This window comes from Celeribacter ethanolicus, from assembly GCF_002407265.1.
GTDB lineage: Bacteria > Pseudomonadota > Alphaproteobacteria > Rhodobacterales > Rhodobacteraceae > Celeribacter > Celeribacter ethanolicus.
This window is the reverse complement of record NZ_CP022196.1, coordinates 1,563,401-1,586,899: the sequence shown is the minus strand read 5'-3', so window position 1 is coordinate 1,586,899 and position 23,499 is coordinate 1,563,401. Positions and strand designations below refer to the sequence as shown.

Sequence of the window (23,499 nt, the reverse complement as noted above, 5' to 3'; positions counted from 1 at the left end):
TGACGCTCTGGAAACCGCTCGGGACGCCCTGGGGTGGACCTCTGGGCGTTTTCCCCCTATGTCCGCCCCTCGAAACCACCCGTGAGGCCCCGCTTTCGGGGCGCAATGGAGGGATAGCCCTTATGACATTCTCAGCTCGGCTCAAGGCGTTCGCGCTTCTGGCCTCGCTCGGTTTTTGCGCGCTGACCGGCGCGGCGCAGGCCGAAGTGACGGTGAGCCACTCGAACGATCCGAACCCTGTGCTCGGCATGGAACTGAACGCGCTTCTCGATCAGGAGCGCGACGGTCTCGAAACGGCAGGCACGGACGCGATCCAGCGGCTCCTGCAAAGCTTCAAGCCGAAATCCTCCATCCCTGCGGTCGACTATAGCAAGGCTTTCCTCGACAGTCGTCCGGTCGCCACCGGCGACACTGAATGGCAATGCCTCTCCGAGGCGCTGTATTTCGAAGCGCGCGGCGAAAGCGTTAAGGGCCAGTTCGCCGTGGCCGAAGTTATCCTCAACCGCGTGTCCTCCCCTGCCTTCCCGAACACGGTCTGCGGCGTGGTGCATCAGGGCACGGGCAAGAAATACCAATGCCAGTTCACCTATACCTGTGACGGCTATTCCGACGTGATCCGCGAGAAAGCCGCCTATGAGCAGGTCGGCAAGGTGGCCCGGCTCATGCTCGACGGCGCGCCGCGCGCGCTGACGCAGGGCGCGACCCATTACCATACGCGCGCGGTAAGCCCGCGTTGGGCGCGCAGCTTCGCGAAGACCGCGCAAATCGGTGTCCACATGTTCTATCGGATGCCGCGAGCGTAACGTTCAACGTGCAAAATCACGGAATTGTTTCAGACCCCGCCCGTAAAACGGCGGGGTTTTGCCGTTGGACGTCGGGGCATCTGCCGAAGGCAATTCGGTCTTGGCCCGCCGCCGTCAAAACGGTAGCAAGGGCCGAACTTGCAAAAGGGACCGTCAATGTCCGAAATTCGACAGGCTTTCGAGCACCCCGAAGCCCGCGCCCTGGCCACCTCCGATGCCGTCCCTTTGGACCGTATCTCTCTGCGCGATCATGTGGTGGATGTGGAAATCGGCGCATTTCAGGCCGAGCGCGGCGTGCGCCAGCGGGTGTCCTTCAACATCGTGGTCGAGCTGACGCCGGTCACCGGGCCGATCGACGACGACGTGGATCGCATCCTGTCCTATGACCGGCTGACCGAGGCGATCCATACCGAGCTTGAGGCCGAGCGTCTCAACCTCCTGGAAACCCTCGCCGAGCGGATCGCCGAGCGTATTCTGACGGAGCCGCGGGCCTTCCGGGTGTTCGTGCGGGTCGAAAAACTGGATCGTGGCCCCGGTGCGCTTGGCGTCGAGATCGTGCGCAGCGTCGATCAGATCGGCCGTGCCGTGGCGATGGATGCCCCGGTGCCGCATCCGCTGATCGTGCATCTCGGGCCGGAGGCTCTGGCAAGTGCACGGCTTTCCGCATGGATCGACGCGCTCGAAGCCGATCCGCGTCCGGTGATCCTGACCGTGGGGCTGCCGTCGGGCGACTGGCCGACAGCGGCACATAAGGCGGCGCAACGCCGGATCGACCTTTTGGCGATGGAGCAGAATGCCTGGGTTCTGGCCGGGCGCGATGCCCGCTGCGTGGTGCGGGCCACCCGCACGGAGCTCGACTGGGCGATGAAACACGATCAGATTTCCGTCTGGGCGCCCTCGAAACTGGTGCTTGATGCGGTACATGGGCCGAAGGGCGGCATCGCGGAAATGGTCGCCTGGCTGGCTGAGGAATTGTCCGCGACCGAGGTGCTGAGCCTCGGGTCGGTGGACATCGAGGGGGCGCAGCTCCGCGACCCCGATGCGGCGGTGGAGCTGTCCTGAGATGGCACAGGCGTTTTACGACCGACCGATCCCGAGCTGCGATCCGGCCCGGCCCGAGGGGGCGTTGACGCTGGCGGGGGGCTGGTGCTGGTTCAGCCATGTCGAACGGCTGCGCCGGGACGCGCCGTCGGAGATTTTGCCGGTGTCCGAACTTTCAGACGAGGCCCGGGCACGGCTGACGGCGCCGCGCACTGTGCTGGCCGGGCTCGATCTGACTGCCCCGTCCGTGATGAGTATTCTCAACGTCACCCCCGACAGTTTCTCCGACGGCGGCAAGTTCAATCGTCCCGAAGCGGCTTTGGCACAGGTGCAGGAGATGATTGCGGCAGGGGTCGAGATCATCGACATCGGCGGCGAAAGCACGCGGCCCGGCGCGGATTACATCCCGGTTGACGAAGAAATCAGCCGCACTGCGCCGGTGATTTCTGCAATTCGGCAGATCAGTCCGGTGCCGATCTCCATCGACACGCGCAAGGCGCCTGTGGCGGAAGCGGCGCTCAGGGCGGGCGCGAGTCTCGTGAACGATGTCTACGCTTTTACGCATGACCCCGATCTGGCGCGGGTCAGCGCGGAGGCCGGCGTGCCGGTCTGTCTCATGCATGCGCAGGGCGATCCAGAGGTGATGCAGGACGATCCGCAGTACGACAACGTGCTGCTCGACGTCTACGATTTCCTTGAAGACCGCATCCGTTTGGCCGAGGCGGCGGGCATTGCGCGCGCGCAGGTTCTCGTCGATCCGGGCATAGGGTTTGGCAAGACGGTGGCGCATAATCTGGCGCTTCTGGAGCGAATCTCGCTGTTTCACGGTCTTGGGTGCGGCATCCTTCTGGGCGTGTCGCGCAAGGGGTTCATCGGCAAGATCGGCAAGGCTCCCGTGGCCCAGGAGCGCGCGCCCGGCACGATTGCGGTGACGCTTGCGGCCCTCGGGCAGGGTGTGCAGATCCACCGGGTGCATGATTTCAAAGAGACGAAACAGGCGCTTGCGCTTTGGCAGGCGGCGACAGGGACAGGGGAGCGCCATGACGCGTAAATTCTTTGGCACGGATGGGGTGCGCGGGCGCGCCAACAGCCATCCGATGACCGCCGAAATGGCGCTGAAACTCGGGGCCGCCGCCGGGCGGTATTTCCGCCGGGGCAGCGGGCGTGAGCACCGGGTGGTGATCGGCAAGGACACGCGTCTGTCGGGCTATATGTTCGAAACCGCGATGACGGCGGGGTTCACCTCGACGGGCATGAACGTGTTCCTGCTCGGGCCGGTGCCGACGCCTGCGGTCGGGATGCTGACCACCTCGATGCGCGCGGATGTCGGTGTGATGATTTCCGCCTCGCACAACCCGGCCGAGGACAATGGCATCAAGTTTTTCGGCCCCGACGGGTTCAAGCTTTCGGACGAGGCAGAAAGCGAGATCGAGCGGCTGATGGAAGAGGGCGTCGAACCGGCGCAGGCCGACAATATCGGGCGGGCCAAACGCATCGACGACGGGCGGTTCCGCTATAACGAGCGGGTGAAATCGACCCTGCCGCGCGGTATGAGCCTTCAGGGGCTGAAAGTGGTGATCGACTGTGCCCATGGCGCGGCCTATCGCACCGCGCCGGAGGTGCTTTGGGAACTGGGGGCGGAGGTGATCCCCGTCGGCACTGCGCCGAATGGCAAGAATATCAACGACCACTGCGGCTCGACCTATGTGCAGACCGCTGCCGAGGCGGTGGTGGCCCATGGGGCGGATGTTGGCATCTGTCTCGATGGCGATGCGGACCGGGTGATGATCCTGGACGAGCGCGGGCAGGTGGCCGATGGCGATCAGCTCATGGGGCTGATGGCGAAAACCTGGGCCGATCAGGGGCGGCTTGCGGGCGGGGCGCTGGTCGCGACGGTGATGTCGAATCTCGGGCTTGAGCGGTTTCTGGAGGCCGAGGGCTTGCGGCTTGAACGCACTGCCGTCGGCGACCGCTATGTGGTCGAACGGATGCGTGCGGGTGGGTTCAACCTTGGGGGAGAGCAATCCGGCCATATCGTGATGACTGATTACGCGACCACGGGGGATGGCTTGCTGGCGGGGCTTCAGTTCCTTGCCGCCATGGTGGAGAGCGGTCGCAAGGCCTCTGAATTGGCGCAGGTCTTCGAACCGGTGCCGCAGCTTTTGAAGAACGTGCGCTATGCGACCGGGCAACTGCCCCTGGAAGAAACGCAGGTCAAGGCGGCGATTGCCGATGCAGAGGCCAAACTCAGCGGAAACGGTCGGTTGCTCATTCGCAAATCCGGAACCGAGCCGCTGATCCGGGTGATGGCGGAAAGTGTCGATGAGGCGGTTCTGAACGCAGCAGTGGACAGTGTCGTGGCCGCAGTCGAAGCAGCAACACAATAAGCGCCAATGTTCGAATTGGACAAGAAAGGCGGCTTATGGGGCCGCCTTTTTCATGTTGTGACAGGGTTCGTGCTGGCTTAGCGACCGAGCGGGATGATGATCCCGGTTGAAATCACGCCGTAGATCCCATCGTCATAGCCGGTCGCGGCATTGAGGAAGACGGATTTGTAGCTCACCTGCAAGGAGGGTGCGAAGCCCGTGTAGCCGTCGCCGAAGGAGTGGATATAGGCCCCGACGATCCCGGCCTGCGCCTGCGGGCCGATGTCCCACATTTTCGCGGCGGACAGATGCAGAGAGGTGTCCGAGCGGCTGTCGCGGTAGGCGCCGAAGGTGTAGTTCAGCCCATAGGCACGCTCGGCCCAAGTGAACATCAGGCCGGGGTTGAATTCATTGAAATCGTCACCGTCCTCCTCGCCCCAGTCGCCGTAATGATGCGAGGCAAGAGGGAGGACAGCGTAATCGGGAGCCAGATCGCCTGCGACGGCGGGGCTGGTCATCAGGAACAAGGCGGCAAGGAGCGGTTTGATCTGCATCGGTCTCGTGGATTTGATGTGTGTCTTGGCCTTTTGTACGAAGACCGGACCCGAATTAAGGCCCTGTTAAGGCTTTTACGAGGTCAGGAGCCGCCGGTGAAGGGGGTGTAGGCGAGCGACATGGCGGCGTTCATCAGGGTCCAGATCACGCCTGCGATCTTCCACCCCTTGCCCGCGTCACCTTTGGGCTTGGCGAGCCAGACTGCGCGGGCGACGAACAGCAGGTAGATGCCGAACAGAGCAAAGACCACAGGGATCAGCCCGTAAAGCGGCGGGATCGCGATCAAAAGCACATAGACTGGCACGAAAAACAGCGCGGCCAGATAATTGCCCGCCCAGAACGTGTCGCCCAGACCCTCACGACCCGCCAGAAGGCTTTTCCAGAAGCCGAGCGTGAACATGCGCGCGCGTTCGGCCTCGATTTCGCTCTCATTGGCAGGGGTGAGATCGGCGGGGGTGTAGTCGTCGTGTTCGGGTGTGGTCATCGCAATCTCCTTTGGCTCATCTGGTCATGATTGCCTGCGCGCCGCAAGTCAACGCCGCGCAAAAAGACGTTTCACCACCGGCCATTGCGAGATCGCCACGCCTCCGAGGATCAGCGTCAAGGCGATGATCAGAGAGGGCGGCAGCGGTTCGCCCAGAAGTTTCGACCCCAGGACGACGGACCATACGGGCACCTGATAATTCACCAGCGTCATGAAGGTCGGCCCGGCGGAGCGGATGACCAGCACGCGCAACTGGTTCATCGCGGCGGTGGAGACCACGCCGAGGAAAACGAGCGCGACAAAGGCCTTGAGCGGCGGCAGACCGGGCAGGCCTTCGGCCATGAGAGAGAAGGGCAGGGTGATCAACGCACCACTGGCCATCATGATCGTGGTCAGCGCGGTGGAATTGATCGGCGGCAGGCGACGAATGGTGATCGAGTTGAGCGCATAGCAAAGCGCCACCATGAGACAGGCCATGCGCCCCCAGAATTCGAGATCGGCACCGGAACTGTTCAGCGCATCCTGACCGACCAGAAGGAAGACGCCGAGAAAGCCGAGCGCGACGCCGATCACGGAGCGGATTGTCAGCCGTTCTCCGGCCACCATGAAATGCGCCATGGGAAGGACCACCAGCGGCACGGCGGCCATGGAGGTGCCTGCGAAACCGGAGGTGACATATTGCTGTCCCCAGTTCAGAAGCAGAAACGGTACGCCGGAGGAAATCGCCCCGGCCCAGATCAGCGCAACCGGGTGTGGCGGGTTCTCCGGGTCCGTGCCCATTTTGAACCCGTCCACGCCCCAGAACGCCGCCATGATGATGGCCGCGATGGCGAGGCGGAACGTGGCCAGCCAGAAGGGGGAGATGCCGGTGAGGGCAATCTCGATCACCATGAAGGTGGAGCCCCAGACAAAGCCGAGGATGCAGACCATGATCCAACTGGCCGGGGTGATATTGGGGAGCGGAGACATTCTGAGCCTTTTCAAATGCAAAAGACCCCGACGCATGCGCCGGGGCCTTTCGTCTCGGATGACGTAGCGCTTAGTTGCGCGACTTGTCCACCATCTTGCCGGCGGTGATCCACGGCATCATGCCGCGCAGTTTCGCACCGGTTTCCTCGATGAGGTGTTCGTCATTGGCGCGACGCGAGGCTTTGATCGTCGGCTGGCCGACGGCGTTTTCAAGCATGAAATCACGCACGAATTTGCCTTTCTGGATGTCGGAGAGAACCTCTTTCATCGCCTTCTTGGTCTGCTCGTAGGGCAGGATGCGCGGGCCGGTGACATATTGGCCGTATTCGGCGGTGTTGGAGATGGAGTAATCCATGTTCGCGATGCCGCCTTCGTAGATCAGGTCCACGATCAGCTTCACTTCGTGCAGACATTCGAAATAGGCCATTTCCGGCGCGTAACCGGCTTCGACCAGCGTTTCGAACCCGCAGCGGATCAGCTCGACGAGACCGCCGCAGAGCACGGCCTGTTCGCCGAAGAGGTCGGTTTCGCATTCTTCGCGGAAGTTGGTTTCGATGATGCCGGAGCGGCCGCCGCCGATGGCGGAGCAATAGGACAGACCGATCTCAAGCGCTTTGCCGGTGGCGTCGTTGTTCACGGCCACGAGGCAGGGCACGCCGCCGCCTTTGGTGTATTCGCCGCGCACGGTGTGACCCGGGCCTTTCGGCGCCATCATGATCACGTCGACGCCCGGTTTCGGCTCGATCAGGCCGAAATGCACGTTCAGACCGTGAGCGAAGGCAATCGCGGAGCCTTCTTTCAGGTTGTCGTGGACGTATTTCTTGTAGGTCTCGGCCTGAAGTTCGTCGGGCATGGTGAACATGATCACGTCACACCAGGCGGCGGCTTCGGCGATGCCCATCACGGTCAGGCCTTCGGCTTCGGCTTTCTTCGCGGAGGGGGAGCCTTCACGCAGTGCGACGACAAGGTTTTTCGCACCGGAATCGCGCAGGTTCAGCGCGTGGGCGTGGCCTTGCGAGCCGTAGCCCAGAATGGCGACTTTCTTGTCCTTGATGATGTTCACATCGCAATCGCGATCATAATAGACGCGCATGGGGCGTTCCTTTTTCTGTCTTGTCCAAGTCACTTGCGTGGCTGAGGCTTTATTGCGCATGAAAAGACGTTTTTGACAACAAAGTTTGATCTAATTTGCAATTTATGTAATAAAATCATTCTCAATAAATCGACATAATGAAAATATCATGCAAGTTGACGATGCCGACCGCAGAATTCTGCGCCAGATTCAGGCCGAACCGGAGGCACAGGCCTCCGATCTGGCCGAGCGCGCGGGCGTGACGCCTGCCACCTTTGCCCGCCGCCTCGACCGGATGCGCGAGGCGGGCGTCGTCAAGGCGATCCGCGAGGAGGTCGACTGGCGTGCCTTGGGCTATGCGGTGGAGGTGAGCCTTCGGATCACCCTGGACAAGACCGAACCGCGTGCCTTTGACGAATTCATTCAGGCGGCGCGTGAGGTGCCGGAGGTGATCAACATTGGTACTTTCCTCGGTCGGGTCGATGCGCGGCTTCTGGTGATCGCACGCACCATGGCGGATTACCAACGGATTTACCGCGACAAGATCCTGACCCTGCCGCATATGACCGACATCGAGGCGCTGATGCAGGTGGCGACGATCAAGGACAGCCAGTCGGTGCCGCTATGATCGAGCTCGACGACATCGACCGCAAGCTGATCCGGGCACTCTGTGAGGATGCGACGCAATCGGCGGGCGCTCTGGGGCGCGAGTTGGGTCTCAGCCAGCCCGCGACCTGGCGGCGGATCAGGCGGTTGCGAGAGGGCGGTGTGTTCGGGCCGCGCCGGGTGGACCTCGATCTCGAGGCGCTGGGCTTTGGCGTCACCGTGTTTCTGGGGGTGAAACTGGCGACGAAGGGACGGGTGAGCCTCGAAGATTTCGAACGCGGCGTGCGCGCGATCCCGGAGGTGCAGACGGTGCAGCACGTCTTGGGAGTTTTCGATTACCGCCTCAAGGTCGTGGCGCAGGACCTGCCGGATTTCGAACGCGTGCTCCGGCGCCGGATCATGACCCTGCCGGGGGTGGGGAATGTTGAGGCCAATGTGGTGCTTTCCGACGAACGCCGGCCCGGACCGCTTTGATGCATGAGTTTGACGCATGAAAAAGGCACCCGAAGGTGCCTTGCAGATCATGTCCGATGCTGGATTTTCTCCGGTGGAAGTTCGGCATAGCCGGTGATCATCGGCGTCACGAGGTTCTCACTTTTGCGCTTCTTGTACCAGAAGATCGCAGCGATATGGCCCAGAACCATGAGCAGCAGCAGGAAGGACAGCGGCTCGTGATAGGACAGCGCTTTGCGTGCGGTCTTGATCGGCACGTATTGCGCGAGAGGACCGACGTTGATGTAATCCTCCGGGTCCGACAGCATGCCGGTGAGGACCTGCATGGCCAGCACGATCAGCACGCCGACGACGAACAGCGCTCCGACCGGGTTGTGCCCGTAACTGCGCGAGGGCGTCGCGGAGGGGAGTGTCCGGGCATAGGCGATGACCTTGCCCGGACCTTTGACGAATGTAGCGAAACGTGCGGTGTAAAAGCCGAAAAAGCCCCAGAGCACACGCAGCACCACGATCGCGGCCACGGCGTAGCCCGCGTAGAAATGCAGTGTCATCTGGTCGGGGCCGAATTTTCCAAGCCCGAAGGCGGTGAAAAACGCGATCACCAATGCCCAGTGCAGTACACGCACCACCGGGTCCCAGACATAGGTTTTTTCAAGCTGTTCCGTCATATCCCGCCGCGCCCCGATCAGAAATCGGCCGCGCGATAGTCGTCGTGGCAGGCCTTGCAGGTGCCGCCAAGTTTGCCCACCGCCGGGCGCAGCGCGTCGAGACCGGTGCCGGCCACGTCATTGAGTTCGACCACGGCCTGATAGAAGGCCATGCCTTTTTCCTGAACGCCGGCCATGTCGGACCAGATCGCGGCCTTGGCGCGGGTTTCGCCCGGCAGGTCCTCGTTCGAGGTGCCCGGCACGTAGAGATCGGCGGTGTGATAGCCGGTGAGCGTCAGGATGTCCTTGGCGGACTGGCTGGCGGTTTCGGCGTCGTAATCGATCTTGCCCTGAGCCATGCCGCCCAGCGTGGCCATTTCATAGCCGACAAGCGTGTAGAAGGCGCGACGGGCCTTTGCCACGTCAGAGGGGGCCTGCGCGACGGCGCCGGTTGCGGCTGTGGCCGCGATCACGGTGGAGATGAGAAGTTTACGCATTGGATAGGGGTCCCTGTCTGGTCACAAAATAAAAAAACGTACAATCCGCACGATGGCAGAGATCATGTCACAGCATTGCGTAATTTGAATGTGACAATCTATCCTTAGCGCTCGGGAGGGGCTCCAAAAGCGGGTCAACTTTTTGTTATGAATGAAAATGTTTGCGCAAACACAGACTGTTTGCGCAAACGAAGCGGGGTGCCGACGGTCAGGCGGAAAGAATCCGGCTGACCATCTCGGTGGTGTCGCGCGACAGGTTCGGAGTGGCCAGAATGCGCTCCAGTTCGGTACGGATCATGCCTTGCCGGTCGGCGTCGTAGCGCTTCCAGGTCTCGAAAGCGCCACTCATCCGGGCGGTGATTTGCGGGTTCAGAGAATCGAGGCTAATCAGTTGATCCGCAAGCAATTTATAGGCTGCGCCACTGGCGTGGTGGAACCCGGCGTGGTTCGCGGACAGCGCCCCGAAGACCGCACGGAAGCGGTTCGGGTTCTTGTTGGTGAAGGCCGGATGGTGACTCAGCGCCTCGGCCACCTCGGCGGCCTTGTCGGGGGCGGCGGAGGCGACCTGCATGGTGAACCATTTGTCCATCACGAGGCGGTCGTCTTTCCATTGCGCTTCAAAGGCTTGCAGCTCACTCGTGCCCAGCCCGGCGGAGAGGAGCGCCTGAAGGGCTCCGGCCTGTTCGGTCATGTTGTCGGCCTGCGCAAAGAGCGATGTCGCGGCGGCGCCACCGTCCAGAAGCGCCAGATAGGACAGGGCGGCAAGGCTCAGAGAGCGGCGACCGGACCCCTCGGCATCCGGCGTGAATGTGCCGGGTTCCGTCGGTCGGAACAGCGTCGGCAAAGCGTCGGACAAGTGTCGGGCAACGGTGTGGCGCAGGCTTTCACGCGCGTCGTAGATTTTCTGCGGATCGGGGGTGATGCCAGCGTCGAACAGGGTCTGCGCCAGATCGTCCTGAGACGGCAGGCCAAAGACCAGAGCGCGGAACGCGGGGTCCTGCGTCTCGTCTGTGACGACCGCCCGGATCGCGTCGAGATAGGCCGGGGCGGGGGCCGCATCGCGGACAATCATTGCAATCAGCGTGTCCTTGGCGAGCATCCGGCCCATTTCCCATGTCTGGAACGGGTCGGTGTCATGCGCGAGAAGGAAGGCGCGGGTGGCGTCGTCGATCTCCCGCTCAAGGATCACCGGCGCGGAGAAATCGCGCAGCACGGAGGCCACGGGACGCGCCCCCAGGCCCTCGAAGGTGAAACTCTGCTCGGCCTCGGTCATTTCGAGCACGGTCGTCGGCACCACCTCGTCGCCATTGGGGCCGATGAGGCCGACGGCGATCGGGATCACCTGCGGGTTCTTTTCCTTCTGACCGGGCGTCGGCGGCGTGGTTTGCGTGAAATTCAGCGTCAGTGCGCCGTCCTCCCACGTCTCGCTCATTTTCAGGCGCGGTGTGCCCGCTTGCGAATACCATTGTTTGAATTGTGCAAGATCACGACCCGTCACCTCTTCGAAGGACGCCAGCCAATCCTCGATGGTCACGGCCTCGCCGTCGTGGCGGTCGAAATAGAGATCGCAGCCCTTGCGATAGGCCTCGTCACCAATAAGGCGACGCAGCATGCCGATGATCTCCGCACCCTTCTCATAGACGGTGGCGGTGTAGAAATTGTTGATCTCGACAAAGCTTTCGGGGCGCACCGGATGGGCCAGCGGGCCGTTGTCCTCACGGAACTGGCGGGCGCGCAAAATCATAACCTCTTCAATGCGTTTCACGGCGTGGCTGCGCATATCGCCGGAGAACATCTGGTCGCGGTAGACCGTCAGACCTTCTTTCAGGCAAAGCTGGAACCAGTCGCGACAGGTGATGCGGTTGCCGGTCCAGTTGTGGAAATACTCATGCGCGATGATGCCTTCGATCCGCTCGAAATTGGCATCGGTCGAGGTCGCTTGCGAGGCCAGAACACAGGAGGAGTTGAAAATGTTCAGCCCCTTGTTCTCCATCGCGCCCATGTTGAAGTCATCGACGGCCACGATGTTGAAAATGTCCAAATCGTATTCGCGCCCGTAGGTGTCTTCGTCCCATTTCATCGACTTTTTGAGGGCCTCCATGCCGAAGGCGCATTTGTCCTCGTCGCCCGGACGCACCCAGATGTTCAGCTCGACCTCTTTACCGGATTTTGTGGTGAAACTGTCGGGATGGTTGATCAGCTCGCCCGCCACGAGGGCGAAGAGATAGGAGGGTTTCGGCCATGGATCGTGCCAGACAGCGACCCCGTCGCCGCGCTCCACCGGGTTGCCGTTCGACAAGAGCACGGGCTGGTCGCCCTCGATCCGCACCGTGAAGACCGCCATCACATCGGGGCGGTCGGGGTAGAAGGTGATCTTGCGAAACCCTTCGGCCTCGCATTGGGTCGAATACATGCCGTTCGACATGTAAAGCCCTTCGAGCGCGGTGTTGGTTTCGGGGGAAATCTCCACCTCGGCCTCCCAGACAAAGGGCGCGTCGGGCACGTCCGCCTCGATGCCCCCCTCGACCTTGCGTGGGATGACGGGCGCGCCGTCAATCGCGGCGGAGATCAGCTCAAGCTCTTCGCCATGCAGAAAGAAGCGCGTGTCGGAGGCCGCCGGGTTGGGCGCAAAGGCGATTTTCGAAATCACGCGCGTCGCGGTCGGATGAAGCTTGAAGGTCAACTCCACACTGTCGATCCGATAGCCGAAGGGGGTGTAATCTTTGAGGTGAATCGTTTGGGGGGCGGCGTCTTTCATCGGGCGACTCTTTCTGACTGTGATCCGCAGAAGGTAGGCCGCACGGGGCGGGGCTGCAACGCCGGACAGGGGAATTTGCGGCCAGAGCGCCGCGTGTCCATGCGGCAAGACGGCGGCCTTTGGCTTGTGTCCCGGGGGCAGCCGGGTAGTCTGCGCAATGAAATCCTACAAATTCAGGTGATTCCCATATGACGCGCGTCGATAAAGCTGGCCTCAAGGTCACTCAGGAGCTTGCCCAATTCATCGAGACCGAGGCTCTGCCGGGTACGGGCGTGACGGCGGAGGCGTTCTGGGACGGTCTGGCGGGGATGGTGCGCGATCTGGGGCCGAAAAACCGCGCGCTCTTGGCGAAACGCGAAGAGATTCAGGCACAGATCGACGATTGGCATCTGGCCCGCAAGGGGCAGGACCATGACGCGGCGGCCTATACGGCATTCCTGAAAGAGATCGGCTATCTGGTGCCCGAGGGGCCGGATTTCGAGATCGAGACCACGAAGATCGACCCGGAATTCGCGACCAAACCGGGGCCGCAGCTTGTGGTGCCGATCACCAATGCGCGTTACGCTTTGAACGCGGCGAACGCCCGTTGGGGGTCTTTGTACGATGCGCTTTACGGCACGGATGCGCTGGGCGATGTGCCGTCTGGTAAGGGCTATGACGCGAGCCGTGGGGCGCGGGTGATTGCCTGGGCCAAGGCGCATCTCGACGCGGTGGTGCCGCTGGCGGGGGGCTCTTGGGCGGACGTGACGGGGCTGACCGTCAAGGGCGATCTGTTGCTTGTGGAGGGCGTGATGGGCGAGACGGGTCTGGCCGATCCGGCGCAGTTTGCGGGATCGAGCGCGGGCCATGTCCTGTTGCAAAAGAACGGGCTTTATATCGACATCGTGATTGATCCTTCGACGCCCGTGGGGGCGCAGGACAAGGCGGGGATTTCCGATATTCTCGTGGAGGCCGCCGTCTCCGCCATCATGGATTGCGAGGATTCGGTTGCCGCCGTCGATGCCGAGGAAAAGGTTGGGGCGTATCGCAACTGGCTTGGGCTGATGAAGGGCGATCTGACCGAAGAGGTTGCGAAGGGCGGCAAGACCTTTACCCGCGCTTTGCATGGGGATCGGGTGTTCACCGCGCCGGACGGGACGGAGATCATCCTGCAAGGCCGTGCCATGATGTTGGTGCGCAATGTCGGGCATCTGATGACCAACCCGGCGATTGTCGACCCGGAGGGGCATGAGATCGGCGAGGGGATCATGGACGCGCTGGTGACCGCGATGATCGCCATGCACGACCTGCAAAAAACCACCGGCCCGCGCAATTCGCGCGAGGGCTCTGTCTATGTAGTGAAGCCGAAAATGCACGGGCCGGAAGAGGTCGCTTTTGCGGATGAGATCTTCACTCGCGTCGAAGACATTCTCGGCCTCGCGCCCAACACCGTCAAGCTCGGCATCATGGATGAAGAGCGCCGCACCTCGGCGAACCTCAAGGAATGCATCCGGGCGGCGAAACAACGCGTGGCGTTCATCAACACCGGGTTCCTCGATCGCACCGGCGACGAGATTCACACCTCGATGGAAGCCGGTCCGATGATCCGCAAAGGCGAGATGAAAGATCAGCCGTGGATCAAGAGCTATGAAGAGCGCAACGTCGATATTGGGCTGGCCTGTGGCCTCAAAGGCCGCGCGCAGATTGGCAAGGGCATGTGGGCCATGCCGGACCTGATGCAGGCGATGCTGGAGGCCAAGATCGCGCATCCGAAAGCGGGGGCGACGACGGCCTGGGTGCCCAGCCCGACGGCGGCGACACTGCACGCGACGCATTATCATAAGGTCGATGTCTTTGCGGTGCAGGACGCGATTGCCAAAGGCGGTGCGCGCGGCACGCTTGAGGATCTTTTGACCATTCCGGTCGCCAAAGGCGTCAATTGGTCCGAGGAGGAAATCACCGCCGAGATCGAAAACAATGCCCAAGGCATTCTCGGCTATGTGGTGCGCTGGATCGACCAGGGCGTCGGCTGTTCGAAAGTGCCGGACATTCATGACATCGGCCTGATGGAAGACCGCGCCACCTGCCGGATTTCCTCGCAAGGCCTCGCCAACTGGCTGCACCACGGCGTTGTCTCCGAGGCGCAAGTCATGGCTGCGATGCAGAAAATGGCCGCCGTCGTGGACCGTCAGAACGCGGACGATCCGCTCTATGTGCCGATGGCGCCGTCGTTTGATACAATCGCGTTCAAGGCGGCTTGCGATCTGGTATTCAAGGGCCGGGTGCAGCCCTCGGGCTACACGGAACCGGTGCTTCATGCGCGGCGTCTGGAACTGAAAGCGAAGGCCTGACAAGCTTTGTCTTGAATTCTGAGAAAATGGAAAGGGCGGCGCGGGGAGCCGCCCTTTCCAACTCTTGGATCAGTGCGCGTGGGCCGGGGCCGGTTTGACAAGCGTGGTGATCTGATAGAGCGCGCTCAGCCCCACAAGGGCGTAGACGATGCGCGAGAGCGCGGACATCTCGCCGAAAATGGCCGCGACGAGGTCGAAGCCGAACAGGCCGACGAGACCCCAGTTGAGGCCGCCGACGATCAGCAGCACGCGGGTCAGGATATTCAGTGCAGTCATGGTGGTTTCTCCTATGAAACAGGTGTTGCGTGAGACGGCAAGGCGGGCCGTAGGGTCACATGTCCGACGGCAGGATCACCTTGTCGATCACGTGAATGACGCCATTGTCGGCGGCCACATCCGCCGCGATCACGGTGGCGTCGTTGATCATCACCTTGCCCTCCATGGTCTTGATCATGACATCGCCGCCCTCGACCGTCGTGGCGCTGTCGAGCTTGACCACGTCACCGCTCATGACTTTGCCGGGCACGACGTGATAGGTCAGGATCTGCACAAGCTTGTCCTTGTTCTCGGGCATGAGCAGCGTTTCGAGTGTGCCCTCGGGCAGGGCGGCGAAGGCGGCATCGGTCGGGGCGAAGACGGTGAACGGGCCATCGCCTTTGAGCGTCTCGACAAGGCCCGCTTCGGTGAGCGCGGTTGCCAGGGTGGTGAAATCGCCTGCGGCGACGGCGGTGTCGACGATGTCATCGGCGAAGGCCGGGGCGGAGAAGCCCAGAGACAGGCCCAGCGACAGGGCGGTCAGGGTGGCGGCAAAGGTGCGTTTCGGGGTCGGCATGTTTTCCTCCTAAAGTCGTCCCGCACCGGGTACGGTAGCGGGGCTGTGTTTTTCGATGATTTTATTTTGGTGCAAAATGTTTTTCACAACATGCACATTTGCGTGATGATATAAACTTTATACCTGTGGTAAAAATTATCTGCTAAGGTCGACACCGCAGGTCAAACAAACACGACTTTGGGGGGCGCGCATGCTGTCCGACACACTGACGGAAAACCTCGAACAGTATCGAATCGGGGAAAAGATCAACCGGTTGCGCCGGGAAAAGGGGCTCGGATTGACCCAGCTCGGCGCGCATACCGGCCTGTCCGCCGGGATGTTGTCCCGGCTGGAGCGCGGGCAGGCGGTGCCGACCCTGCCGACGCTCATGCGCATTGCGCTTGTGTTCGGTGTCGGGCTGGATCACTTCTTTGCCGATCCCGCTCAGGCGCCGGTCTGTGCGGTGGTTCCGAAAAGCGATAGGATCGCGATGCGGGTCGAGATCGGCGAGAAGCTGTCGCATCTGTTCGAAAGCCTCGATTACCCGGTGCGCAATGCGCCGCTCTCGGCCTACACGGCGGAATTTCCGCCCGGCGGCCCGGCCAGTGCGCCGCATCGTCATCCGGGAATGGAGCTTTTGTTTGTGCTCGAAGGTCGGCTCGGATTGACCGTTCACGGTCGACGCCACACGCTCGGACCCGAAGACGCTATGTGTTTCGAGGCGGATCATGATCATTTCTATGAGAATTTGGGCGAAATCCCGGCGCGGGTGATCGTTGCGGTGGCGAAATGATTGCGCAGCGCCCCTGTGCAGGGGAACACATGTGCGCGGCTTTTCTCCTGCTTCGATTCTCCTTAGAGTAAGAAAAAAAGGATGCAGAGGCGTTATGACCAGACCCATCGTTGGTATCATCGGCAATTCGAACCTGCTGGACGGCAGCTACCCGGCCTTCACCGGCGGGCGGATGAATGCCGAGGCGGTGTCCGATGTGGCGGGCTGCATGCCGCTTCTGATCCCGCCGCATCCGGGGTTTGTCTCCGTCGAGGAGCTGATGGCGGCCTGTGACGGGTTCGTCTTCACCGGCGGGCGCCCGAATGTGCACCCGGAGGAATATGGCGAAGAGGAAACCGCGGCGCATGGGGCGTTCGACCGCTGCCGCGATGCGGTGACCCTGCCGCTGATCCGGGCCTGCGTCGAGAAAGGCCAACCGATCTTCGGCATCTGCCGCGGGTTTCAGGAGGTCAATGTCGCCATGGGTGGCACGCTTTACCCGGAGATTCGCGAATTGCCCGGGCGGATGAACCACCGGATGCCGCCGGAGGGGACTTTGGAGGAGAAATTCGCTCTGCGCCACCCGGTGAAGTTTTCGAAAGGCGGGGTGTTCGAGGCGCTTTTGGGCGCGGACGAGGTGATGACCAACACACTCCATGGTCAGGGGATCAAGAAACCCGGCGCGCGCATCGTGATCGACGGCTATGCACCGGATGGCACGCCGGAGGCGATCTATGTGAAAGATGCGCCGGGGTTCACTTTGGCGGTGCAATGGCACCCGGAATATCGCGCCGGTGAAGATCCGGTGTCACGCCCGCTGTTTGAAGCGTTCGGCAAGGCGGTGCATGCCTTTGCCGAGGCGCGGCGCAAGAAGGTGGCGGAAGAGGCCTAAGGCGCGGCGGGTTTACAGCCGTTTTTCCATCCGGAAGTTTTCGATCCCGACCGACTGGTGCGTCGCGGTATGGCGGATCACGGTCTGGCGCGCCACCACGCGCCAGCCGCGTTTTTCAAAAAAACGGCGCGCCAGATGCGACGCCTCGGTGTCCATCTGCGTGAGCCCAAGACGCCGGGCCTCCGCTTCGCAGGCCTCATAGAGTTTGAGCGCGGTGCCCTTGCCCATTTCTTCGAGCGCGACATAGGCGAAGTCGATATGCCCATCGTGCCCCATGGTGAAAAAGCCGACGATCCGACCCCATCGGGTGGCGCAGATCGCATAGCCTTCGGTCAGGCGGTCGGGCCAGCTTTCTGGGGCATGCTCACGGGGCGGGGCCCAGGCGGCGCGTTGCTCCGCAGCGTAGAACGCGCCTGTGCCGCCATGGATGGTGCGATGAAACAGCGCATAGCAGGCATCGGCATCTTTTCTTTGCACGGGACGTAGCTTTGTGGCGCGCAGTTTCACGACATTTTCCTCGCCTGAACGGTTTCGGTTCAGTAGGTCTTTTCACGGCTGTGCGAAAAAGGCGATGCGTTTGCGATGAAATATCTCGATTATCCGCCGATCTGGTTGCTGGGCTTCATCGGGCTGACATGGGCTTTGGCGCAGGTCGGCCTGACAATTGCGCTGCCGCTCTGGCTGAAGGCTCTGGGCGGGGTTCTGATCGCCCTCGGGCTGGGCCTCATGGCGTTGGCGGCCTTCGCGATGTGGCGGCATCACACCACCGTGGTGCCGCACCGCATCCCGTCCGATATTGTCACCGACGGGGTCTTTCGCCTGACAAGAAACCCGATTTACCTCGGCGATGCCTTTACACTTGCTGGCTTTGCTTTACTGTTCGGCAGCCCGGCAGGGGTGGTTTTGGTTCCCGTTTTCATGGCGGTGATCCAGAGCCGGTTCATAGCCGAGGAAGAAGCATGGCTCGGGACGAAATTTTCGGAAGAGTTTCAAACCTGGGCGAAAAAGACACGGCGTTGGCTGTGACCTCCCGTCACAGTTTCGGCAATGTTTGCGCAATAATGTTGCGCTGCATTGCCGCGATTGGGTAAGGAAGGTGCCAGCGATTGAAGACTGGGGAAAAAGAGGATCAACACGTGAAATTCGGTGTTCCTAAGGAAGTGTTCGAGGGCGAGGCGCGTGTCGCGTTGACGCCTGAGAGTGCCAAGCAACTGCAAAAGCTTGGCTATGACTGCGCAATCGAAGCCGGGGCGGGTGCCGCCGCCGGGTTCTCCGACAAGGTCTATGCAGAGGCCGGTGTCGAGGTGATCGAGGGGGCGAAAGCGCTCTGGGATGCCTGTGACATCGTCGCCAAGGTGCGTCAGCCGGACGAGACCGAGATGGGCTATCTGCGCGAAGGCCAGACGCTCATTTCGTTCTTCAACCCGGGCGGCAATGCCGAGGGCATGGAAAAGGCGAAAGAGACGGGTGCGAACGTCATCGCCATGGAAATGGTGCCGCGGATTTCGCGCGCGCAGAAGATGGACGCGCTGTCGTCGATGGCGAACATCGCGGGCTATCGCGCCGTGATCGAGGCGGGCAACAACTTTGGCCGGTTTTTCACCGGTCAGGTGACCGCCGCCGGTAAGGTGCCGCCCGCGAAAGTGCTGATCGTTGGCGCCGGTGTGGCCGGTCTCGCCGCCATCGGCACCTCCACCTCGCTGGGCGCGATCACCTATGCGTTCGACGTCCGGCCGGAAGTGGCCGAACAGGTCGAATCCATGGGCGCCGAATTCGTCTATCTCGATTTCGAGGAAGAACAGCAGGACGGCTCCGCCACTGGTGGTTACGCCTCCGTGCAGTCCGAGGAATTCCGCAACGCCCAGCTCGCCAAGTTCCGTGAACTGGCCCCCGAGATGGACATCGTGATCACCACTGCGCTGATCCCGAACCGTCCGGCGCCGGTCCTGTGGACCAAGGACATGGTCGAGGCGATGAAGCCCGGCTCCGTGATCGTCGATCTCGCCGCCGAGCGTGGCGGCAACGTCGAGGGCACGATGAAGGACGAGCGCGTCGTCACCGACAATGGCGTGGTGATCATCGGTTACACCGATTTTCCGTCCCGTATGGCGACTCAGGCCTCGACGCTTTACGCGACGAACATCCGTCACATGATGACCGACCTGACGCCGGAGAAAGACGGCAAGCTCGTGCACAACATGGAAGACGACGTGATCCGCGGCGCGACCGTGACCTATGATCACGCGATCACCTTCCCGCCGCCGCCGCCGAAAGTGGCTGCGATTGCCGCGAAACCGAAGGAAAAGGTCAAGGAACTGACGCCGGAGGAAAAACGTGCCGCAGAAGTGGCCGCGTTCAAGAAACAGACCCGCAATCAGGTGACGTTGATCGCCGTGGGGGCGATCCTGCTTCTGGGCGTGGGTCTTGTGGCACCTGCTTCCTTCATGCAGCACTTCATCGTCTTCGTGCTCTCGGTCTTCATCGGCTTCCAGGTGATCTGGAACGTGTCGCATTCGCTGCACACGCCCTTGATGGCGGTGACCAACGCGATCTCCTCGATCATCATTCTGGGGGCGCTGATGCAGATCGGCTCCGGCTCCTGGCTTGTGATCCTTCTCGCCGCGCTTTCGGTCTTTATGGCCGGGATCAACATCTTCGGCGGCTTCCTTGTCACGCGGCGCATGCTCGCCATGTTCCAGAAATCGTAAGGGAGAGAGATTATGGACTACGGATTTACCACTGCGGCCTATGTGGTCGCTGCCGTTCTCTTCATTCTCGCGCTTGGCGGTCTCTCGGGACAGGAAAGTGCGAAACGCGCCGTCTGGTACGGCATTGTCGGCATGGCTCTGGCCGTGTTCGCGACCCTGATCGGGCCGGGTGCCGGCCTTTGGGTGCTCTCCGCGATCCTGATCGCGGCGGGGGGCGTGATCGGCTGGTACGTGGCGAAAAAGGTCGAGATGACCGAGATGCCGCAGCTTGTGGCCGCGATGCACTCCCTTGTGGGTCTGGCCGCCGTCTTCGTGGGGTTCAACACCCATATCGAAGCCGCGCGCATCGCCGCGATGACCGCCGATCAAAAGCATCTGCTCGAAGGCTTTGCCGCAGTTGTGGCGCATAAGACGCCGGTGGAGCTGAACATCCTCAAGGTCGAGCTGTTCCTTGGCGTGTTCATCGGGGCGGTGACCTTCACCGGCTCCGTGGTGGCCTTTGGCAAGCTTGCGGGCAAGCTGACCTCGAAAGCCACCAAACTGCCGGGAGGTCATGCGCTGAACGCAGGTGCTGCGATCCTCTCCGTCATCCTGCTGCTTCTCTACATGAACGGTGCGGGCGGCTGGACGCTGGTTCTGATGACGCTTCTGGCCTTCTTCATCGGCTACCACCTGATCATGGGCATCGGCGGCGCGGATATGCCGGTCGTGGTGTCCATGCTCAACTCCTACTCGGGCTGGGCCGCGGCGGCGATCGGTTTCTCGCTGGGCAACGATCTTCTGATCGTGGTCGGCGCGCTGGTCGGGTCTTCGGGTGCGATCCTGTCTTACATCATGTGTAAGGCGATGAACCGCAGCTTCATCTCGGTCATTCTGGGCGGCTTCGGCGGCACCACGGGTCCGGCGATGGAGGTCGAGGGCGAACAGGTCGCGATCGACGTCGACGGCGTGGCGGCGGCTCTGAACGAGGCCGACAGCATCATCATCGTGCCGGGCTACGGCATGGCGGTGGCGCAGGCGCAGCAGAACGTGGCCGAACTGACCCGCAAGCTGCGGGCGCAGGGCAAGAACGTCCGCTTCGCCATTCACCCGGTGGCGGGTCGTCTTCCGGGGCACATGAACGTGCTTCTGGCCGAGGCGAAAGTGCCCTACGACATCGTGCTTGAGATGGACGAGATCAACGAGGACTTCCCGGACACCGACGTGGTGATCGTGATCGGCTCGAACGACATCGTGAACCCGGCGGCACAGGAAGATCCGAACTCCCCCATCGCGGGCATGCCGGTTCTCGAAGTGTGGAAGGCGAAACAGGTTTTCGTGTCGAAACGCGGTCAGGGCACCGGCTACTCGGGCATCGAGAACCCGCTGTTCTACAAGGACAACACGCGGATGTATTACGGCGATGCGAAACACTCCATCGGCGAGTTGCTTCCGAAGATCGACTGATCGGGACAGACAGAAGACAGAGAGGGCGGCCCAAGGGTCGCCCTTTTTCTTTTGAGTATTTGGGGCACAAAGGAAACGCACAGCGCGGTTGCGGCAATGCGTAGGGGAAAGCGCTTGAGCTGGAGTATGCTCCAGCCCCTAGGCTCTGTTTTGACCTTGAATGCATGAGGGCAAGATGAAGATTTCTGCGGTCTCGAAGGCCACCGGGCTGAGCATTGATACGCTCAGGTTCTATGAGAAGATCGGTCTGATCGACCCGCCGCCGCGCGACGGGGCGGGGCGGCGCGATTACCCGGAGGAGGTGATCGGTTGGATCGCCTTTCTCGGCCAACTGAACGCCACCGGCATGCCGCAGGCGGAGCGGGTACGTTACGCCGAACTCAGACGGCAGGGCGCGGAGACCTATACGACGCGGCGCGAGATGTTGGCGGCGCATCGCGAGGTGATCCGCACAAAGCTGGCGCTGATGCAGGACACGCTTGCCCTCATGGATCGCAAGGTCGCGATTTACGAACAGCTTGAAGCAGAGGAAAACACCGATGTCTGACGCATTGCAAAAGGGCCGTGGGGTCATCAAGACACTGAACCCCGATCTGGAGACCATCCTGTCGGAGCGCTACGACGGGATCGTGCCCGACATGGCGGAAACGCTGATCGAATGGGCTTACGGGCGGCAATATGCCCGCGAAGGGGTGGATTTGAAGACCCGCCAGTTGTGCACGGTGGCCGCCCTGACCGCCTTGGGCGGCGGCACCGCGCCGCAGCTCAAGATCAACATCGAACACGCCATGGCGGCGGGGGCGAGCGAGGTGGAGATCGCGGAAGTGATCTGGCAAATGGCGCTTTATGCCGGGATGCCCGCCGCGATCAACGGGCTGAACGCGGCGCAGGAGGTGTTTGCCGCCTGAGACTAAAAGGGCTTGCGGCGGGGCTTTTCATCCGCGCCGCAAGTTGCCATGCTCGGGCCAAAGGAGCCCCCAGCATGAAACATACGACCCCCGAAGAGATTGCCGCAGATACCGCGTTCATCGAGAAGATGACCGCGATCCGGCGCGATATTCACGCCCATCCGGAGACGTCATTCGAAGAGGTGCGGACTTCCGCGATTGTGGCGGAGTTTCTCGAAGGGCTGGGGATCGAGGTGCATCGGGGGCTTGGCAAGACCGGCGTCGTGGGGACGCTCAAGGGCAAGCGTCCGGGGCAAAAGGCGATTGCGCTCAGGGCCGATATGGACGCGCTCCATATCACCGAGGATACGGGCGTGCCCTATAGCTCGACGGTGCCTGGCAAGATGCATGCCTGTGGCCATGACGGGCACACGACGATGCTTTTGGCCGCTGCGGAAAAACTCGCCGCCGACCCGGATTTCGCGGGCACGGTGCGCTTCGTGTTTCAGCCTGCCGAAGAGGGCGGCGGTGGGGCCAATGAGATGATCAAGGACGGCTTGTTCGAGCTTTTCCCGACCGATGCGATCTACGGGGTCCACAACGGGCCGATGGACCCGCTGGGGCGGATGACCACGCGGGTCGGGCCCTACACGTCGGCCTGCGACGATTGGGAGGTGACGTTCGAGGGCACTGGGGGCCATGGCGCTTCGCCGCACAAAGGGACGGACCCGACCGTGGCGGCGGGGCAGTTCATGGCTGCTGTCGGCAATATTGTCTCGCGCAAGGTGGATCTGACGGATTGGGCGGTGATCTCCATCGGTCATGTCGCGGGGGGAGAACGGCAAAGTCCGAATATCATCCCGGCGAAGGTGCTTGTGGCTGGCACGGCGCGGAGCTACCGCCCCGAGGTGCGTGAGGCGCTGATGACGGAACTCACGCGGTTGGCCGAGGGATGTGCCATGGCCAATAATGTGACGGCGAAGGTGGAGATCGACCGGGGCTATCCGCCGCTTGTGAACAGCGCGGACGAGGTGGCGGTGGCCGGGCGTGCCCATACGGCGGGGGCCGGGGCGGCACTGACCGACACCAAAGCCTCCGCGATCGGGGCCAGCGAGGATTTCGCCTATTATCTGGAAAAGATTCCCGGCGCTTACGTGTCGATCGGCAATGGCGACGGACCAGGGGCGGCTTTTGTCCATACGCCGAAATTCGATTTCAACGACGAACTCATTCCCATCGGTGTGGCCTTCTGGATGAATGTCGTGGCCGAGGAACTTGGATGAGATCGGCTGCGGTATACCATCGCATCCATATAAGTGACTGATAAAGAATGAATTTTTAATTTGCCTCGGGTGGGGCGGGCAGGCTATAGGCGAGAGACATAATATTTCTCAGAGACTGC

Annotated in this window: 25 protein-coding genes; 15 read left to right on the top strand and 10 right to left on the bottom strand. The window is 61.9% G+C overall.

Annotation, left to right across the window (positions count from 1 at the left end; translation table 11 throughout):
• The first annotated feature begins 122 nt into the window (after positions 1-122).
• The 4 genes from CEW89_RS07755 (at position 123) to glmM (ending at position 4,231) form a co-directional block, all read left to right on the top strand.
• Entirely contained in the window at positions 123-803 is a 681-nt protein-coding gene (locus CEW89_RS07755; RefSeq protein WP_066704233.1) for a cell wall hydrolase, read from the top strand.
• Positions 804-959: 156 nt separating this feature from the next.
• Positions 960-1,865, top strand: a complete 906-nt coding sequence (locus CEW89_RS07750; RefSeq protein WP_096805493.1) for a dihydroneopterin aldolase — start codon at positions 960-962, stop codon at positions 1,863-1,865.
• A gap of 1 nt (position 1,866) precedes the next feature.
• Entirely contained in the window at positions 1,867-2,895 is a 1,029-nt protein-coding gene (gene folP, locus CEW89_RS07745; RefSeq protein ID WP_096805492.1) for a dihydropteroate synthase, read from the top strand.
• A complete protein-coding gene (gene glmM, locus CEW89_RS07740) occupies positions 2,885-4,231 on the top strand; it encodes a phosphoglucosamine mutase (RefSeq protein WP_066704226.1) in 1,347 nt (448 codons plus the stop codon). The genes folP and glmM overlap by 11 nt, the downstream gene beginning before the upstream one ends.
• A gap of 77 nt (positions 4,232-4,308) precedes the next feature.
• On the opposite strand, the gene CEW89_RS07735 is transcribed toward glmM, so the two are convergent.
• The 4 genes from CEW89_RS07735 to ilvC all read right to left on the bottom strand — a co-directional run bounded on the left by CEW89_RS07735 (position 4,309) and on the right by ilvC (position 7,311).
• The gene (locus CEW89_RS07735; protein ID WP_066704223.1) at positions 4,309-4,764 is read right to left on the bottom strand and encodes a hypothetical protein; all 456 of its coding nucleotides are present in this window, start codon (positions 4,762-4,764) and stop codon (positions 4,309-4,311) included.
• An 83-nt stretch (positions 4,765-4,847) separates the two neighbouring features.
• Positions 4,848-5,249 (bottom strand): hypothetical protein, encoded by a 402-nt coding sequence (locus CEW89_RS07730; RefSeq protein WP_096805491.1) that lies wholly within the window; start codon positions 5,247-5,249, stop codon positions 4,848-4,850.
• 48 nt (positions 5,250-5,297) lie between these two features.
• The gene (locus CEW89_RS07725; protein ID WP_096805490.1) at positions 5,298-6,218 is read right to left on the bottom strand and encodes a DMT family transporter; all 921 of its coding nucleotides are present in this window, start codon (positions 6,216-6,218) and stop codon (positions 5,298-5,300) included.
• A gap of 70 nt (positions 6,219-6,288) precedes the next feature.
• Positions 6,289-7,311 carry a ketol-acid reductoisomerase gene (gene ilvC / locus CEW89_RS07720; protein WP_096805489.1) on the bottom strand — a complete coding sequence of 341 codons (1,023 nt, stop codon included), beginning with the start codon at positions 7,309-7,311 and terminating at the stop codon, positions 6,289-6,291.
• Positions 7,312-7,459: 148 nt separating this feature from the next.
• On the opposite strand from ilvC, the gene CEW89_RS07715 reads away from it, so the two are divergent.
• Both CEW89_RS07715 and CEW89_RS07710 read left to right on the top strand, forming a co-directional pair.
• Positions 7,460-7,918 (top strand): Lrp/AsnC family transcriptional regulator, encoded by a 459-nt coding sequence (locus CEW89_RS07715; RefSeq protein WP_066704207.1) that lies wholly within the window; start codon positions 7,460-7,462, stop codon positions 7,916-7,918.
• Positions 7,915-8,370: an Lrp/AsnC family transcriptional regulator gene (locus CEW89_RS07710; protein ID WP_066704205.1), complete on the top strand. Its 456-nt coding sequence runs from the start codon at positions 7,915-7,917 to the stop codon at positions 8,368-8,370. Before CEW89_RS07715 ends, CEW89_RS07710 begins: the two co-directional genes overlap by 4 nt.
• A gap of 47 nt (positions 8,371-8,417) precedes the next feature.
• Here the strand turns inward: CEW89_RS07710 and CEW89_RS07705 are convergent, their stop codons facing one another.
• The 3 genes from CEW89_RS07705 to pepN all read right to left on the bottom strand — a co-directional run bounded on the left by CEW89_RS07705 (position 8,418) and on the right by pepN (position 12,251).
• The gene (locus tag CEW89_RS07705; protein WP_096805488.1) at positions 8,418-9,017 is read right to left on the bottom strand and encodes a cytochrome b/b6 domain-containing protein; all 600 of its coding nucleotides are present in this window, start codon (positions 9,015-9,017) and stop codon (positions 8,418-8,420) included.
• 17 nt (positions 9,018-9,034) lie between these two features.
• Positions 9,035-9,493, bottom strand: a complete 459-nt coding sequence (locus tag CEW89_RS07700; protein ID WP_096805487.1) for a c-type cytochrome — start codon at positions 9,491-9,493, stop codon at positions 9,035-9,037.
• 208 nt (positions 9,494-9,701) lie between these two features.
• Positions 9,702-12,251: an aminopeptidase N gene (pepN, locus tag CEW89_RS07695; protein WP_096805486.1), complete on the bottom strand. Its 2,550-nt coding sequence runs from the start codon at positions 12,249-12,251 to the stop codon at positions 9,702-9,704.
• 188 nt (positions 12,252-12,439) lie between these two features.
• Here pepN and CEW89_RS07690 point away from each other — a divergent pair, with 188 nt between their 5' ends.
• A complete protein-coding gene (locus CEW89_RS07690; RefSeq protein WP_096805485.1) occupies positions 12,440-14,581 on the top strand; it encodes a malate synthase G in 2,142 nt (713 codons plus the stop codon).
• Positions 14,582-14,650: 69 nt separating this feature from the next.
• On the opposite strand, the gene CEW89_RS07685 is transcribed toward CEW89_RS07690, so the two are convergent.
• On the bottom strand, positions 14,651-14,857 hold the full coding sequence (locus CEW89_RS07685) for a DUF378 domain-containing protein (RefSeq protein ID WP_096805484.1): 207 nt from the start codon (positions 14,855-14,857) through the stop codon (positions 14,651-14,653).
• Positions 14,858-14,912: 55 nt separating this feature from the next.
• Positions 14,913-15,413, bottom strand: coding sequence for a fasciclin domain-containing protein (locus CEW89_RS07680; RefSeq protein ID WP_096805483.1), 501 nt, complete (start codon positions 15,411-15,413; stop codon positions 14,913-14,915).
• Between the two features lie 190 nt (positions 15,414-15,603).
• Here CEW89_RS07680 and CEW89_RS07675 point away from each other — a divergent pair, with 190 nt between their 5' ends.
• Together CEW89_RS07675 and CEW89_RS07670 are read left to right on the top strand one after the other, a co-directional pair.
• Positions 15,604-16,185, top strand: coding sequence for a helix-turn-helix domain-containing protein (locus tag CEW89_RS07675; RefSeq protein ID WP_066704189.1), 582 nt, complete (start codon positions 15,604-15,606; stop codon positions 16,183-16,185).
• Between the two features lie 94 nt (positions 16,186-16,279).
• Positions 16,280-17,056 carry a gamma-glutamyl-gamma-aminobutyrate hydrolase family protein gene (locus CEW89_RS07670; protein WP_066704187.1) on the top strand — a complete coding sequence of 259 codons (777 nt, stop codon included), beginning with the start codon at positions 16,280-16,282 and terminating at the stop codon, positions 17,054-17,056.
• 12 nt (positions 17,057-17,068) lie between these two features.
• Here CEW89_RS07670 and CEW89_RS07665 read toward each other — a convergent pair whose 3' ends face one another.
• Positions 17,069-17,563: a GNAT family N-acetyltransferase gene (locus CEW89_RS07665; protein WP_157779782.1), complete on the bottom strand. Its 495-nt coding sequence runs from the start codon at positions 17,561-17,563 to the stop codon at positions 17,069-17,071.
• A gap of 75 nt (positions 17,564-17,638) precedes the next feature.
• Here CEW89_RS07665 and CEW89_RS07660 point away from each other — a divergent pair, with 75 nt between their 5' ends.
• The 6 genes from CEW89_RS07660 (at position 17,639) to CEW89_RS07635 (ending at position 23,380) form a co-directional block, all read left to right on the top strand.
• A complete protein-coding gene (locus CEW89_RS07660; protein WP_096805482.1) occupies positions 17,639-18,082 on the top strand; it encodes a methyltransferase family protein in 444 nt (147 codons plus the stop codon).
• Between the two features lie 110 nt (positions 18,083-18,192).
• Positions 18,193-19,764, top strand: coding sequence for a Re/Si-specific NAD(P)(+) transhydrogenase subunit alpha (locus tag CEW89_RS07655; protein WP_096805481.1), 1,572 nt, complete (start codon positions 18,193-18,195; stop codon positions 19,762-19,764).
• A 12-nt stretch (positions 19,765-19,776) separates the two neighbouring features.
• Complete coding sequence (locus CEW89_RS07650; protein WP_066704182.1) at positions 19,777-21,210, top strand: NAD(P)(+) transhydrogenase (Re/Si-specific) subunit beta; 1,434 nt, start codon at positions 19,777-19,779, stop codon at positions 21,208-21,210.
• 175 nt (positions 21,211-21,385) lie between these two features.
• Positions 21,386-21,757, top strand: a complete 372-nt coding sequence (locus CEW89_RS07645) for a MerR family transcriptional regulator (RefSeq protein WP_096805480.1) — start codon at positions 21,386-21,388, stop codon at positions 21,755-21,757.
• Positions 21,750-22,118, top strand: coding sequence for a carboxymuconolactone decarboxylase family protein (locus tag CEW89_RS07640; RefSeq protein ID WP_096805479.1), 369 nt, complete (start codon positions 21,750-21,752; stop codon positions 22,116-22,118). Before CEW89_RS07645 ends, CEW89_RS07640 begins: the two co-directional genes overlap by 8 nt.
• A gap of 74 nt (positions 22,119-22,192) precedes the next feature.
• Positions 22,193-23,380 carry an amidohydrolase gene (locus CEW89_RS07635; protein WP_096805478.1) on the top strand — a complete coding sequence of 396 codons (1,188 nt, stop codon included), beginning with the start codon at positions 22,193-22,195 and terminating at the stop codon, positions 23,378-23,380.
• Positions 23,381-23,499: the final 119 nt, after the last annotated feature.